Source organism: Achromobacter pulmonis, assembly GCF_002885955.2.
GTDB classification, from domain to species: domain Bacteria; phylum Pseudomonadota; class Gammaproteobacteria; order Burkholderiales; family Burkholderiaceae_B; genus Achromobacter; species Achromobacter pulmonis_A.
The window spans coordinates 856,387-871,280 of the sequence record NZ_POQS01000001.1; the positions used below are offsets into that span (position 1 = coordinate 856,387).

13 protein-coding genes are annotated in these 14,894 nt (G+C 68.8%); 8 read left to right on the forward strand and 5 right to left on the reverse strand.

Going from position 1 to position 14,894, the window contains the following annotated elements; translation table 11 throughout:
• Position 1: 1 nt before the first annotated feature.
• The 7 genes from C1I89_RS03940 to C1I89_RS03970 all read left to right on the forward strand — a co-directional run bounded on the left by C1I89_RS03940 (position 2) and on the right by C1I89_RS03970 (position 9,563).
• On the forward strand, positions 2-1,657 hold the full coding sequence (locus C1I89_RS03940; RefSeq protein ID WP_102771455.1) for a urocanate hydratase: 1,656 nt from the start codon (positions 2-4) through the stop codon (positions 1,655-1,657).
• Between the two features lie 25 nt (positions 1,658-1,682).
• The gene (locus C1I89_RS03945) at positions 1,683-2,870 is read left to right on the forward strand and encodes a CaiB/BaiF CoA transferase family protein (RefSeq protein WP_168202129.1); all 1,188 of its coding nucleotides are present in this window, start codon (positions 1,683-1,685) and stop codon (positions 2,868-2,870) included.
• 11 nt (positions 2,871-2,881) lie between these two features.
• Entirely contained in the window at positions 2,882-4,084 is a 1,203-nt protein-coding gene (locus C1I89_RS03950) for an acyl-CoA dehydrogenase family protein (RefSeq protein WP_102771456.1), read from the forward strand.
• 9 nt (positions 4,085-4,093) lie between these two features.
• Positions 4,094-5,230: an acyl-CoA dehydrogenase family protein gene (locus C1I89_RS03955; RefSeq protein WP_102771457.1), complete on the forward strand. Its 1,137-nt coding sequence runs from the start codon at positions 4,094-4,096 to the stop codon at positions 5,228-5,230.
• A 90-nt stretch (positions 5,231-5,320) separates the two neighbouring features.
• Positions 5,321-6,658, forward strand: a complete 1,338-nt coding sequence (locus tag C1I89_RS03960; protein ID WP_102771458.1) for an MFS transporter — start codon at positions 5,321-5,323, stop codon at positions 6,656-6,658.
• A complete protein-coding gene (locus C1I89_RS03965) occupies positions 6,651-7,745 on the forward strand; it encodes an MBL fold metallo-hydrolase (RefSeq protein ID WP_102771459.1) in 1,095 nt (364 codons plus the stop codon). Before C1I89_RS03960 ends, C1I89_RS03965 begins: the two co-directional genes overlap by 8 nt.
• 156 nt (positions 7,746-7,901) lie before the next feature.
• Positions 7,902-9,563, forward strand: coding sequence for an HAL/PAL/TAL family ammonia-lyase (locus C1I89_RS03970; protein WP_258231350.1), 1,662 nt, complete (start codon positions 7,902-7,904; stop codon positions 9,561-9,563).
• Between the two features lie 17 nt (positions 9,564-9,580).
• Here C1I89_RS03970 and C1I89_RS03975 read toward each other — a convergent pair whose 3' ends face one another.
• The 4 genes from C1I89_RS03975 to C1I89_RS03990 all read right to left on the reverse strand — a co-directional run bounded on the left by C1I89_RS03975 (position 9,581) and on the right by C1I89_RS03990 (position 13,341).
• Positions 9,581-10,174 carry a 2-hydroxychromene-2-carboxylate isomerase gene (locus C1I89_RS03975; protein ID WP_102771461.1) on the reverse strand — a complete coding sequence of 198 codons (594 nt, stop codon included), beginning with the start codon at positions 10,172-10,174 and terminating at the stop codon, positions 9,581-9,583.
• On the reverse strand, positions 10,171-11,505 hold the full coding sequence (locus tag C1I89_RS03980; protein WP_102771462.1) for an MFS transporter: 1,335 nt from the start codon (positions 11,503-11,505) through the stop codon (positions 10,171-10,173). The genes C1I89_RS03975 and C1I89_RS03980 overlap by 4 nt, the downstream gene beginning before the upstream one ends.
• A 46-nt stretch (positions 11,506-11,551) precedes the next feature.
• Positions 11,552-12,337, reverse strand: a complete 786-nt coding sequence (locus tag C1I89_RS03985; protein ID WP_102771463.1) for an aldolase — start codon at positions 12,335-12,337, stop codon at positions 11,552-11,554.
• Between the two features lie 128 nt (positions 12,338-12,465).
• Complete coding sequence (locus C1I89_RS03990; protein WP_102771464.1) at positions 12,466-13,341, reverse strand: LysR family transcriptional regulator; 876 nt, start codon at positions 13,339-13,341, stop codon at positions 12,466-12,468.
• 177 nt (positions 13,342-13,518) lie between these two features.
• Here C1I89_RS03990 and C1I89_RS03995 point away from each other — a divergent pair, with 177 nt between their 5' ends.
• Entirely contained in the window at positions 13,519-13,953 is a 435-nt protein-coding gene (locus tag C1I89_RS03995; protein ID WP_102771465.1) for an NUDIX hydrolase, read from the forward strand.
• Between the two features lie 7 nt (positions 13,954-13,960).
• Here C1I89_RS03995 and gcvA read toward each other — a convergent pair whose 3' ends face one another.
• Positions 13,961-14,848 (reverse strand): transcriptional regulator GcvA, encoded by an 888-nt coding sequence (gene gcvA, locus C1I89_RS04000; protein ID WP_102771466.1) that lies wholly within the window; start codon positions 14,846-14,848, stop codon positions 13,961-13,963.
• Positions 14,849-14,894 lie beyond the last annotated feature (46 nt).

The window sequence follows — 14,894 nt, forward strand, 5'->3', positions numbered from 1 at the left end:
CGTGAAACGCGAATTCAATATCCCCGGCGGCAATGCGCTGCGCTGCAAAGGATGGCGCCAGGAAGCCTTGCTGCGCCTGCTGGAGAACGTGCTGGCCGTGGGCGAGGACCCCGACAACCTGGTGGTCTATGCCGCCCTGGGCCGCGCCGCGCGCGACTGGCCATCGCATGACGCCATCGTGCAGGCCTTGCTCGACCTGGAAGAAGACCAGACCCTGATCGTGCAGTCGGGCAAGCCCATCGGCGTGCTGCGCACGCATCCGCAGGCGCCCATCGTCATCATGGCCAACTGCAATATGGTCGGCCAATGGGCGCGGGCCGAGAATTTCTACCAGTGGGAACGGGACAACCTGATCTGCTGGGGCGGGCTGACGGCGGGAGACTGGCAGTACATCGGCTCGCAAGGCGTGATCCAGGGGACATACGAGATCTTCTCGCGCATCGCCGAGCGCCATTTCGGCAATGACCTGCGCGGCCGCTTCATCCTGACGGCGGGCATGGGCGGCATGGGCGGGGCGCAGCCGCTGGCCGGCCGCATGGCGAACGCCGCCATCCTCACGGTCGAGATCAATCCCGAACGCATCGAAAAACGGATCAAGGCCGGCTTCCTGGAGCGGCGCGCGGACTCGCTGGACGAAGCGCTGGAACTGATCCGCCAGGCGCAGGCCCGCCGCGAGCCCATTTCCGTGGGCCTGCTGGGCAATGCCGCCGACATCTATCCGGAGATCCTGGCGCGCGGCATCGTGCCGGACATCGTCACCGACCAGACGTCGGCGCATGACCTGGTCTATGGCTACATCCCCGCCGGCTATACGCTGGAGCAGGTGGCGCAATTGCGCCGCACCGACGTTTCCCGCCTGATGGACGCCAGCCGCGAGTCCATCGTGCGCCACGTCACCGCGATGCTGGGCTTCAAGGACCGCGGCGCGGTGGTGTTCGACAACGGCAACCTCATCCGCACCCACGCCAGCCAGGGCGGCGTCGAGCGCGCCTTCGAGATCCCGGTCTTCACGGAAGCCTTCCTGAGGCCGCTGTTCGCGCGCGCCATCGGCCCGTTCCGCTGGATCGCGCTGTCCAACGACCCCGAAGACATCCGCAAGATCGACGATTTCCTGCTGCGGCGTTTTCCGGACAACTTCATCGTGTCCAACTGGATCAGGCTGGCGCGCGAAGAGGTGCCGTTCGAGGGGCTGCCCGCGCGCATCGCCTGGCTGGGCCACGGCGAACGCACCGAACTGGCGCTGGAGGTGAACCGGATGGTTCGCGACGGCGAGCTGAGCGCGCCGGTGGCCTTCACGCGCGACCACCTGGACGCCGGCGCGATGGCCCACCCCAACATCATGACGGAAAACATGCGCGACGGCTCGGACGCCATTGCCGACTGGCCGCTGCTCAACGCGATGATCAACTGTTCGTCCAGCGCCGACCTGGTGGCGATCCATTCGGGCGGCGGCGGATACAGCGGCTACATGACCAGCGCCGGCGTCACCGTCGTGGCCGACGGCTCCAGCGCTGCCGACGAGCGGCTGCGCCTGTCCTTGACCAACGACACGGCCAGCGGCGTGCTGCGCTATGCGGACGCCGGCTACGAAGAGGCCCTGGACGAGGTGAACAAAAAGGGAATCGCCCGCATCGATACCGCCGCGGGCGGCCGTTGATTCCACGGACATGGCGACTGGCGACATGGAAAACAAAATGCTGCAAGGCTTGCGGGTGCTGGATTTCACGAGGGTGCTGGCCGGGCCCTATTGCACCGCGATGCTCGCCGACCTGGGCGCCGAGGTGATCAAGGTCGAACCGCCGCAAGGCGACGACCAGCGGCACATGGGCCGCATGGTCCAGGGCGAAAGCACCAACTTCATCCTCAACAACCGGGGCAAGAAAAGCGTGCGCCTCGACCTGAAGCATGCCGAGGGCCAGCGCATCGCGCGCGAACTCGCCGCCAGAAGCGACGTGGTCATCGAGAACTTCAAGCCCGGCGTGGCCGACAGGCTGGGCATCGGCTATGCCGAGCTGGCCGGGCGCAAACCCGACCTGGTGTATTGCAGCATCTCCGGGTTCGGCCAGAACGGCCCCAACGCGGGGCGGCCGTCCTACGACGTGGTGGCGCAGGCCATGAGCGGAATGATGAGCCTGACCGGCGAGGCCGACGGCGCGCCGACGCTCATCGGCGAGTCGGTCGGCGACATCTGCGCCGGCATGTTCGCCGCCTGGGGAATCATGGCCGCCCTGTACGACCGCGAACGCAGCGGACGCGGCCGCCATATCGATGTGGCCATGTTCGATGCGCTGCTGGCCATGCAGCCCACCGCGCTGGCCCAGTACCTGTTCGGCGGCGTCCCGCCGGTGCGCGTCGGCAACCGGCATCCGCTGAGCTCGCCCTTCGGCGCCTACGCCGCGCGCGACGGGCACCTGGTCATCGCGGCGGCCAACGACAAGCTGTTCCAGGCGGTGGCGGACACCATAGGCCGGCCCGACCTGCCCGCCGATCCGCGCTTCGGCAGCGACGGCGAGCGCAGCCGCAACGACGCCGAGCTGCGGCCGCTGATCGAGGCGTGGAGCACGACGCAAAGCGTGGAAGAGGCCGTGGCGGCCCTGACGCGAGCCGGCGTACCCGCCGCGCCCATCCAGGACACGGCCCAGGCGATCGACAGCGAACAGGCGCGCGTGCGGCGGCTGGCCACCCGCGCGCTCCACCCCGTGCTGGGCGAGGTGGAACTGGTCGAGCAGCCGGTGCATTTTTCCGGGGTGGCGCGGGGCAGGCTGGATGGCGCGCCGACGCTGGGGCAGCACAGCGCGTCAGTGCTCGCCGAGGTATTGGGAATGGACGCCGCGGCCATCGACGGCCTGCGCGCGGCGGGCGTGATCTGAGGAGAAACGGAATGGAAATGCGGTTCAGCCCGGAAGAAGAGCGATTTCGCTGCGAAGTACGCGATTTCATCGCGCAGAACCTGCCGAGCGATATCCGGCGCAAGGTGGAACTGGGGCTGCGTCTGGAACGCAGCGATTACGTGCGCTGGCAGGACGTCCTGGCGGCGCGCGGCTGGTATGCGGTGAACTGGCCCGAACAGTACGGCGGGCCCGGCTGGAGCCCGGTGCAGAAGTATCTGTTCCAGCAGGAGTATGGCGCGCAGCCCTGTCCGCCGCTGGTGCAGTTCGGCGTCAACATGGTGGGGCCGGTGATCTACACCTATGGCGACGAAGCGCAGAAGGCGCGCTTTCTGCCGCGCATCCTGGCCAACCGCGACTGGTGGTGCCAGGGCTATTCCGAGCCGGGGTCCGGCTCGGACCTGGCTTCGCTGCGCACGACGGCCGTGCGCGACGGCGACGATTACATCGTCAACGGCTCCAAGATCTGGACCACCTGGGCGCAATGGGCCGACTGGATGTTCGCCCTGGTGCGCACCAGCAAGGAAGAACGTCCCCAGCAGGGCATCTCTTTCCTGCTGCTGGACATGCGCTCGCCCGGCATCAGCCTGCGCCCCATCCGCATGCTGGACGGAGACGCCGAAGTCAACGAGGTGTTCTTCGACAACGTGCGGGTTCCGGCTTCCCAGCTGGTCGGCGGAGAAGGCGCCGGCTGGTCCTACGGCAAGTTCCTGCTCGAACACGAGCGCTTCGTGATCTCGGGCGTGGCCCGCTCCAAACGCCTGCTGTCGCGGGTCAAGGGCGTGGCGCAGCGCCTGCCCGACGGCATGGGCGGCTGCCGGCTGGACGACCCTGCCCTGCGCCTGCGCGTGGCGGACCTGGAAACGCAGCTGTGCGCGCTGGAATACACCGAGCTGCGCTTTCTTAGCGCCATGAACGCGGGCCAGAGTCCCGGCAGCGCCGCCTCCATCCTGAAGATACGCGGCACGGAAATCGAACAGTCGATCAGCGAACTGGCCATGGACTGCCTGGGCGCGGACGCGCTGGCCCTGGACGAAGCGCTGCTGGACGGAACGGGCGCCGACGCCGACGCGCTGGGTCCGGATTTCGCGGCGGCCGCCGGGCCGCTCTACCTCAATCTGCGCAAGGTCACGATCTGGGGCGGGTCCAACGAAATCCAGCGCAACATTCTGGCCAAGCACGTGCTGGCGCTGTAGGAGAAGACGATGGATTTTTCGTTCAATGAAGTGCAGCGCATGCTGCGGGACAGCACCGAGGCCTACGTGCGCGACTGCGGCGATTTCGAACGGCGCAGGCGCCTGGTCGCCAGCGCCCGCGGCTATGCGCCGGAAGACTGGACGCTGATGGCCGAACTGGGATGGCTGGCGTTGCTGCTGCCGGAAGACCTGGGCGGCATCGGCGGCGGGCCGGTGGAGGCCATGATCGTCATGGAGGCGTTGGGCAAGGCGCTGGCCGGCGAGCCCTACCTGGCGACCGCCGTCCTGGGCGCGGGCTGCCTGCTGCGCCACGGCAGCCCGGCGCAGCGCGAAGCCTGCCTGGGCCCGCTTGCCCGCGGCGACTACAGAATGGCGCTGGCCCACCGCGAGGCCGGCGCGCACGAAAACCGCTACGCCGTCGCCATGAAAGCGCGGCGCGACGGCGACGGCTACGTGCTGCAGGGCGCCAAGCACACGGTGTCGGACGCGCCGGGCGCACAGGCGTTCATGGTGTCGGCGCGCACCGCCGGCCAGCCGGGCGAGCGCGACGGCATCACCCTGTTTCTGGTGCCGGCCGACGCCCCGGGCGTGACGCAGCGCGCCTTCCGCAGGCTGGACGGCGGCAACGCCGCGCACCTGCGCTTCGACGACGTGCGCATCGACCGGGCCGCCGTGCTGGGCCGGCCGGACGAAGGCGCCGCCGTGCTGGACGACCTGTACGCGCACGCGATCGGCGCGCTGTGCGGCGACGCCGTCGGCGCGATGCAGGCCATGCACGACGCCACCCTGGCCTATCTGAAAGTGCGCCAGCAGTTCGGGCGCGCCATCGGCGCCTTCCAGGCGCTGCAGCACCGGCAGGTGGACATGTACACGGCGCTGGAAGAAGCCCGTTCGCTCACCCTGGCGGCCAACATGGCGCTGGCCGAAGGCCTGCCGGAGGCGACGCGGCTGCTTTCCATGGCCAAGGCGCAGGTCGGCAGGTCCGCGCGCATCGTCGGCCAGGGCGCGATCCAGCTCCATGGCGGCATCGGCATGACCGAGGAATTGCAGGTCGGCGCGCATTTCAAGCGGGTGACGGTGATCGAGGCCCGGTTCGGCTCGCGCCAGCACCATCTTTCCGAACTGGCCTCGAGCCGGCCAGCGTAGCAAGCGAAAACCCTCTCCCGCCCGAGGCGGGAGAGCCACAGGCGATACATATAGCGTCATACAGGCGCACACGACCTCGATGGGGAAAAAATGAAAGACATCACGCTCAACCCGGGAGCCGCCGCCATGCCGGACCATGAGTCCGCTCCAGCGGCCGGCATGCACAGCGGACGCAAGGCGGTCATCGCCGCATCGGCCGGCAATGCGCTCGAATGGTACGACTTCACGGTCTATGCCCTGTTCGCGGTGTACATCGGGCAGAACTTCTTCCAGAACTCCGATCCGGCGGTCCAGCTGATGGCGTCGTTCCTGGCCTTCGGGCTGGGTTTCGTCGTGCGGCCGCTGGGCGCGCTGGTGCTGGGCTCCTACGGCGACCGCGCCGGCCGCAAGGCGGCGCTGACGCTGACCATCATGCTGATGGCCCTGGGAACGCTGCTCATCGCCGCCGCGCCTCCCTATGCGGCGATCGGCGTGGGCGCGCCGCTGCTCATCGTGTGCGGCCGGGTGCTGCAGGGCTTTTCGGCCGGCGGCGAAGTGGGCGGCGCCACCGCCTTCCTGGTCGAACATGCGCCCGAAGGCAAGCGCGGCCAATACGCCTCGTGGCTGCAGGCCAGCATGGGCATCTCCAACCTGCTGGGCGCGCTGGTCGCGACCCTGGTCACCACGCTGCTGACCGAACAGCAGGTGGGCGAATGGGGCTGGCGCGTGCCGTTCATCATCGGCCTGGCGATCGCGCCGGTCGGCCTGTGGATGCGGCGGGCGCTGGACGAAACGCCGCACTTCCGCGAGGAACAGGCGCGCCAGGCCCGCCAGGGCAAGCCCGTCAAAACGCCGCTGCTGTCGGTGATCCGCGACTATCCCAAAGAGCTGCTGACGGGCCTGTGCATCTCCGTGCTGTGGGCCATCGGCCCCTATGCGCTGATCATCTTCATGCCCATCTACGTACAGAAGTCGATGGGCTTTTCCAGTTCGCAAGCCTTCCTGGCCGCCCTGGTGGGCAACCTGTTCCTGATCGGGGGCTGCGTCTTCGCCGGCACGCTGTCGGACCGCTACGGCCGCCGCAACGTGCTGCGCGTGGCCGCCCTCATCATGCTGCTCGCCGTCTATCCGCTCATGATGTGGCTGCGGGACTCGCATACCCAGGGCACGCTCATCGTGGTGCAGTCGCTGTTCTGCCTGATGGTGTCCTTGTATGTGGGCGTGGCGCCGGCGGCGCTGTCCGAGGTCTTTCCCACCGCGGTGCGCTCCTCGGGCATGTCCCTGTCGTACAACACGGCGGTCACCGTCCTGGGCGGCTTCGCCCCCGCCATCCTGACCTGGATCACCTACACCACGGGGATCGCGTTCGCCCCCGCCTTGTATGTAATGGGCGCCAGCGCGGTTGCGCTGGTCGCGTTGACCCTTCTTCCGCAGAGCCGCCATGTTTAACGCCAAAGCACGCAAGACATTGATCGCCGCCGCCTTCGCGCTGGCGAGCCTGGCTTCGGGTTCGCTCGCGGCCGAACCCCCGCCCGCGGCCGAGCTGGTCCTGCTCGGCGTGGCCGGAGGACCGACCTGGTACGGCGAGGACTCGCCCCATGGAATCTCGTCGGCGGTGGTGGTGGACGGCCGGGCCTATATCGTCGATCTGGGTTCGGGCGCCTACCGCCAGCTGCGGCGCGCCGGCGTCAAGCCCGGCGCGGAGCAGGCGCTGTTCTTCACCCACCTGCACACCGACCATGTCATCGACCTGGCCACGCTGTTGATGTACGACCCCAGCGCCCGGCGCCGGGCCAAGGCCTCCATGCAGATCTACGGCCCCGGACGCCGCGGCGTGCTGTCGCCGCTGGCGCCCGGCATGAAGGACGATCCGGTGATCCATGCCGAAAATCCCTCGGCCGGAACCCGCGATCTGGTCGAATCGGTCGTCGCCGGGATGTCGGCCGACCTCAACATACGCGTGCGCAGCGAAGGCGTGCCGGACATCCGCCAGTTCTTCGACGCGCACGATATCGCCGTGCCGGCCGGCGTGGTGCGGGACCCGAACACGGACCCGGCGCCGCCGATGGAACCGTTCCCCGTCTGGCAGGATGAGCGCGTCAAGGTCAGCGCCGTGCTGGTGCCGCACGGGCTGGTGTATCCCAACTTCGCCTATCGTTTCGACACCGCCGCGGGTTCGGTGGTGTTCTCGGGCGACACCGCGGTCAGCGAAAACCTGATCAGGCTGGCGCGCGGCGCCGACGTTCTGGTGCACGAGGCGATCGATCCGGCCTGGGTCGACCACATCGTCGGCGCCAAGCCCTGGAACGCGCGCCAGCAGGCCTTGGCCAAACAGTTGCTGGAAGCGCACACCACCCCCGAACAGGCCGGCGAAGTGGCCGCCCGTGCGGGCGTCAAGACGCTGGTGCTGTCGCATCTGGTGCCCGGCGACGCGCCCCCCGAACATTGGGAAAAAGCCCGCCAGACCTTCCCGGGCCCGGTCGTGCTGGGCCAGGACCTGCTGCGCCTGCCGCTGCGCGGCCAGGCCCGCCCTTAGCACCGGCAACGCCTCGACCTCCATCGCCGCGGGCCTCTCCGTCGCCCGCGGCGGCGCCACGCCCATTTCCTCTCGCCAGGAGTCCTGATGCCCGACTGCAATCGCCATCCCGTCCCCGCCCTCGCCCCGCCTGCGCGCGCCGCCCTGCCTGCGGCCATGCTGCTGGCGGCCCTGCTTGCGTCCGCGGCGACCGCCGCCCCCGCCTGCGATCCGGTCGCGCTCGACGGCCGCTCGCTCACCTTGGCGCAGGTCGAATCCGTGGCCCGGCGGGGCTGCGGCGTGACCCTGGCCGACGACGCCATGCTGCGGGCCCAGCGTTCGTACGACCTTCTGCTCGCGTATGCCCGGCTGGAACGTCCCGTGTACGGCCTGAACCGCGGCGTCGGACTCAACAAGGACCAGACCATTTTCGAGGGCAGCGAGATTTCGGCCGAGGTCCGCAAGCTGTCGGAACAGTTCAACCGCAACCTGCTGCGCTCGCACAGCGCCGCCTACGGCGCCGAATCGCCGCAGGACGTCACGCGCGCGGCGATGCTCATCCGGCTCAATACCGCCCTGTTCGGCGGTTCGGGCATGCAGCCGGCGGTGCTGCGCCAGTACGCCGAATTCATCAACCGCGGGATCACTCCCGTCATGTTCGGCGAAGGCTCGGTCGGGGAAGCGGACATCACGATCCTGCCGCAGATCGGACTGGCCATGACGGGCGAAGGCGAAGTCTATTATGGCGGCCGGCGCCTGCCCGCGGCCGAGGCGCTGCGCCAGGCCGGCCTGGAGCCGGTGCGGCCCTTCGGCAAGGACGCGCTGTCCATCGTCAGTTCGAACGCCTATGGCGCCGCCGTCGCATCGCTGGCGGCGCTGGACGCCGCCAGGCTGCTGACGCAGGCCGACACGGTCGCGGCGCTGTCGCTGGAAGGCCTGAACGGCAATCTCGCGCCGATACTGCCGGCCGCGCAGGCCCAGCGCCCCTACGGCGGGCAACTGCGCACGGCGCAGCACATGACGGCCATGCTGCAAGGCAGTTCTCTCTGGCAGCAGGACGCCCAGCGGCCGCTGCAGGACCCGCTGAGCTTTCGCACGGTGAGCCAGGCGCACGGCGCGGCGCGCGACATGCTGGACCTGCTGCAACGGCAGCTGCAGCTGCAGATCAACAGTTCCGACGACAATCCCACCGTGGCCCTGGACGCCCGCCCGCCCGAGACGGCGCAGCCCTACGAGCGCCAGTTCTACGTCACCGAAGGGCCCGTCCGCGGCGCCGTGCTGCCCAGCGCCGGATTCGATCCCAGCGGCTGGGCGCTGCCCCTGCAGGGCATGACGGTGGCCCTGTCCCAGGTGGCGCAATTGTCGACGCAACGCACGCTCAGGCTGACGGACCCGGGCTTCACCGGCCTGCCGAGGTTTCTGAGCCCGGGCAACGGCGCGATCGGCTATGGCCCCATCCAGAAAACCGTCTCCTCGCTGGCGGCGGAGATCCGGACCCTGTCCATGCCGATGTCGACCGACGTGCAACCCCAGGCCGGAAACATCGAGGACGTGGGCACCAACGCGCCCGCCTCCGGACGCAGGCTGGCCGCCCAGGTCGACCGCATGACGACGCTGCTGGCGGTGGAGCTGATGCACGCCGCCCAGGCGGTGGACCTGCGCATTGCGAAACAGCCCGATTTCAAGACCGGTGCGGGCACCGGGGCCTTGTGGCGCGAGTTCCGCAAGCAGGTTCCTTACATGGCGGAGGACCGCCGCAACGACGTCGACATCGTGCGTGCCGCCGAATTCCTGGCGCGCGGCCGCAGCCAGGCCGAAGCAGGCGCGACCGCGCGGTGAAACGGGCGGCGCGCCGCCTAGGCCGCGACCGCCTCCTCCAGCATGTCGAGCCTGTCCTGCCCCCAGAACAGCTCGCCGCGATAGACGTAGGACGGCGACCCGAACACCCCGGCTGCCACCGCGGCATCGGTGTTGCGCCGATAGGCTGCCTCCGTTTCGGGCCGCGCCGCCGCCTCCAGCAGCGCCGCGGCGTCCAGGCCCTCGCGCTGCACGATGTCGCGTAGCGCGGCTGGGTCGGAAATATCCTGCTCGTCGCACCACTGCGCTTTCAGAACGGCCTTGTACAGGGCCGCCACCGGCAGGCCCGCGCTGTCGGCCGCGATGACGATGCGCGAGGCCAGGCTGGCGTCCGGGCACATGTGGGCCGGCTGCGGATTGACGTGGATGCCCAGCTTGCGGCACCAGCGCGCCAGTTCCGTCACGCGGTAGGCCTGGCGCTCTGGCGCGCGCCGGCCCAGCAATATGCCGCCGGTGCGGGCGTAGACCTCGGGCAGGTCTACCGGCAGGTAGCGGATCGCCGCCTGTCGCCTGGCCGCCAGCGCCTCCAGGCGGTCGGCGCCCAGGTATGCCCAGTCCGAATTCATCCAGAAGTAATAATCGATGGTCTTCATGGCGTCCTCAGGTCCGTGTGGGCCGGCACGCGCAGCACGGGCGCAGCGGCTTCGCTGCGCATGCGCCAGGCGCTGTACAGGGCGACCAGCCCCAGGAGCGCCAGATACCACACCACGTACTTGGGATCGCCACCGCCTTTGGCCAGCAGCCAGGTCGCCACGATGGGCGCAAGCCCGCCGCCGATGGCGCCGGAGACCTGCACCGCCAGCGAAATTCCCGTATAGCGCACATGGGCCGGGAACTGGCTGGAAAACAGTGTGCCCTCCGGCCCGTACAGGCAGGCATACACCAGGCCGATCGCCAGGCACACCGCCGCGATGATCCAGCCAGTCTCACGGCTGCCCAGCCACAGGAAGAACAGCGGCGCGCACACCAGGATGCCGATGGTGCCGGCCATGAACACCCACTTGTGACCGATGCGGTCGCCCAGCATGCCGAACAGCGGCATGGTGATGAGCGCCAGCGCCGCGCCCCAGATGGTGGCGTCCAGCATCACCGAGCGGGGGATGCCCAGCGTGCCGGTCGCGTAGGCCAGGGAAAACGTCACCACGGTATAGAACCAGGTCACTTCCGCCAGCCTCGCGCCCACCACCACCAGCAGCGCGCGGCGATGGTTTTTCAGCACCTCGGCCACCGGCACTTCGACCTTGGCGCCCTTGTCGCGCATCTGCTCGAAGTCCGGCGATTCGGCCACCTTGACGCGGATGAACCAGCCCACCAGCAGCAGCACCACGCTGGCCAGAAACGGCAAGCGCCAGCCCCAGGCCAGCATGTCGGCCTCGGGCAGGGACGCGACCGCCCCCATCGCCAGTGACGACAGGATCAGGCCCGGCGCCACGCCGGCCTGCGGCAGGCTGCCGAAGAAGCCCTTTTTGCCATTGGGAGCGTGCTCTACCGCCATCAGCACCGCCCCGCCCCATTCGCCGCCCACCGCGATGCCTTGCAGAAAACGCATCAGCACCAGCAGCACCGCGGCCCAGTAGCCGATCTGCTCGTAGGATGGAATCAGTCCGATCAGTATCGTGGGCACGCCCATCAGCAGCAGCGTGATCAGCAGCATGGACTTGCGGCCTATCTTGTCGCCGTAGTGGCCGAAGATCACGCCGCCCAGCGGCCGCGCGAAAAAACCCACCGAATAGGTGGCGAACGCCGCCAGCGTACCGGTCAGCGGATCGAAGGCCGGAAAGAAGATCTTGTTGAAGATCAGCGCCGCGGCCGTGCCATAAAGAAAAAAGTCGTACCACTCGATCGTGGTGCCCATCATGCTGGCCAGTCCGGCCGTCACGTATTCGCGGCGCGAGCGCGCAGCCGCAGGCTTGGTCGTCATCATGTCGTGACTCCCCGAAAAGTGTCTGGAGGAATGCCGCGCAGCGGCGTCAGGCGGCCGGCAGCGGCAGGGGCGCGACGCCATGCGTCTGCCGGGCCCAGTAGTTGAACGTCGCGTTGACGATCGAGGGCTTGAGCAGGTAGTCGTGCGCTTCGCGCGCCAGCGCATCGTCCACGGGCGTGAGCGGGCCGAACGCCTGGGCGCGGATCTGCATGCGGGCGGCGCGTTCGAGGTACACCGACAGGTAGGTCGCCTCTTCGCAGGACTGGCCCGCCGTCAGATAGCCATGGTGGGCCAGGATGATGGCCCGCTTGGCGCCCAGCGCCTGGGAGATGATGACGCCCTCCTGGTCTGCGATCGGCACGCCCGGCCATTCGCCCAGAAAGGCGCAATCGTCATGCAGCGGCGTCATGTCCATCTGGGCGACCACCAGCGGCTGGCGGGCCGCCGCCAGCGCCGAGGCCCAGGGCGAATGCGTGTGGATGATCGACTGCACGTCGGGCCGGGCCTCGTAGACCCACAGGTGAAAACGCGTGGCCGGATTGGCCATGCCCTCGCCCGTCAGCGTGTGCAGGTCGCGGTCGACCTCGATGAAATCGGCCGGCGTGGCTTCATCGAAGCCCAGGCCGAAGCGCAGCGTCCAATAGGCGCCGGGCCGCTGCGAGCGCATGCTGATCTGCCCGGCCAGGCCGGCCTCCTGCTCGGTCATGGCCAGGATGCGACAGGCGTAGGCCATGGTCTCCTGGATGCTGCGCGGCACGGCATGCAGATGGCGCGCCATTTCCTGCGTGGCGCGGGTGTCGAAGTAGGATTTTTCCCTTAACGCGGTATTCATGTCTTCCCCTGTTATGCCTGCGGCGCACGGCGCGCGCAGTACCGACAGTATGGAAACCACGGCGCAATCCAGCCATGCAGCCAGGGTCATAGCTGCTATTCGGCGCGCCGCCCGAGGCGGCCGCCGGGCTATTGCAGGGCGATGCGGACGGCGCTGGCCAACAGGTCGCTCACCAGAGGCAAAGGCTGGCGGCGCGCAAGCGTGATGGCGACCACGCGCCGCCGCAGGATCGGGCTGTGGATGCGAACCTTGCGCAGGCCGTAGTCGTTGAGCAGCTTGTCGGGGATGCGCGAAGGCAGGATACAGGCGCCCACCCCGGAAGACACCAGCTTGAGCATGGCGTCTATGGTCTCGGCCTCGGCGACGAACTCGGGCTCCAGCCCGGCGCTGTGGATCATCTTGCGCAGGGCGTAATGCGGCGGAAAACCGACCAGCCGCAGGCTCATGCCGGCCAGGTCCGCGTTGTCCACCAACGGCTGGCCGCCCTGCACGATCAGGCACATATCGTCGTCGAACAGCGTGGTCGAGGCCAGGTTGTCCGAGGCGACCGCCGAATCGTAGACGAAGCCCACGTCCGCCTTGCCGCTTTCCACCAGCGCCACCACCTCGGGCGAACTGCGGCCCATGACGGAAAGATTCACGTGATCATGCCTGCTGACGAAACTGGCCACCACCTCGGCCATGAAGTAATAGCTCAGCGTATGCACCGTGGCCAGACGGACCGTCCCCTGGGTGACGCCCTCGCGCTGGCGCACCGCCTCCAGCGTACGGTCGATGCTGCGGTAGGCCGGCGATATGCCGTCCAACAGGCGGGCCCCGGCCTCGGTCAGTTCCACCCCGCGCCCGGTGCGCGTGAACAGCGGCTTGCCCACGTGCGCTTCCAGCGCGGCCAGTTGCCGGCTGAGTCCGGACTGCGTCTGATCCAGCTCCTCCGCCGCCCGCGACAGCGATTTCAATTCGGCTATCCGCAGGAAATAGCGCAACTGCCGGTCCGGTGTGTCCATGCTGCAAGCCCCTGTTGTCGATCGCATGCGCTCGTGGCGGCGCGTGGCGACAGTGTGCACCAGGAATCGAGGCCGGCACCACGGGGATTTGCGCTACTGTCATATGATGAACGGGTCAACACGACAGGCAGGTCCGCCGCGGCGTATCCCGGCCCGGCGCTCAAATAACACTCCGCAATGACCACACATCCCATTCCCGCCACGATCGCGGCCGTGGTGCGCGACGGCCAGGTGCTGCTGGTACGCCGCGCCAATCCTCCCGATGCGGGCCGCTGGGCGTTTCCCGGCGGCAAGATCGAGGCCGGCGAGCGCATCGAGGACGCCGCCGCGCGCGAACTGCTGGAGGAAACCGGTGTGCGCGCCGAGCCGGTGCAGGTGTTCGACGCGGTGGACGTGTTCGATCGCGACGAGTCGGGCGCGCTGCGCCGCCATTTCATCCTGATCGCGGTGCTGTGCCGCTGGCGGTCGGGCGAGCCCGTCGCCGGCGACGACGCCAGCGAGGCCCGCTGGGTGCCGCTGCACGAGCTGGAACGGCATACGCTGGCCACCAGCCTGGGCGTGGCGGAACTGGCGCGGCGGGCCGCGGCGCTGACCGCGGCGGGCAGCGCCTGAGGCGCGCTCATCGGGCGCCCGATTCCCGCAGCCAGTCGCGAAACGCGCGCGCCTTGTCCGGCAGCGCGGCCCTGCCCGGCCAGACCAGGTAGTACGCAAACTCTTCCAGCCTGGCCTGGTCCGCCAGTTGCACGAGGCGGCCCGAGGCCAGTTCGTCGGCCACCATCGCGGCCGGCAACAGGCCCGCGCCCTGCCCCGCGGCGACCGCTTTCAGGAGCAGGCCGCCGTCGTCGAAGGCCGGACCTCTCGGCATGCCCGCGTCTTCGACGCCCTGGGCCGCGAACCATAGCTGCCAGCCGCTGCGCGCCTGATCGTGCACGCGCGGCCAGTCCAGCAGGTCGCGCGCGCTGCGCGGCATGCCCAGGGTGGCGACGAGTCCGGCCGCGGCCACGGGCACGACCGCCACGGTCAACAGGTGTTCGCTCTGCAAGCCCGGATAGCGGCCCAGTCCGTGGCGGATCGCGATGTCCGCGCCGTCGCGACCGAACGCCGCCAGGGCGTTGCCCGTGACGATCTGCAAATCGATTTCGGGATGGCGGGCATGGAAATCGGCCAGCCGCGGGATCAGCCAGGCCGAGGCGAAGAACGCGGTGGTGCCGACCACGAGAACGCGGCTGGCCGGCGGCGAGGCGACGCGCGCCGAGGCCGCGAGTATCTGGCGGAAGGCGTTGCGCACCGGTGGCAGGAAATCGCGGCCCGCGTCGGTGAGCTGGATGCGGCGGTTCATGCGCAGAAACAGCGCCACGCCCAGATGCTGCTCTAGCGTCTTGACCATCTGGCTGACCGCGCCGGGCGTCACGCACAGTTCCTCGGCCGCGGCCTTTACCGACAGGTGGCGGGCCGCGGCCTCGAAGGCGCGCAAAGCGTTTAGCGGAGGCAATCTGGATGGCGACACAATGTTTAGTTTTTCTAATGCGAAAAGCATAGAAATCATGGCTTGT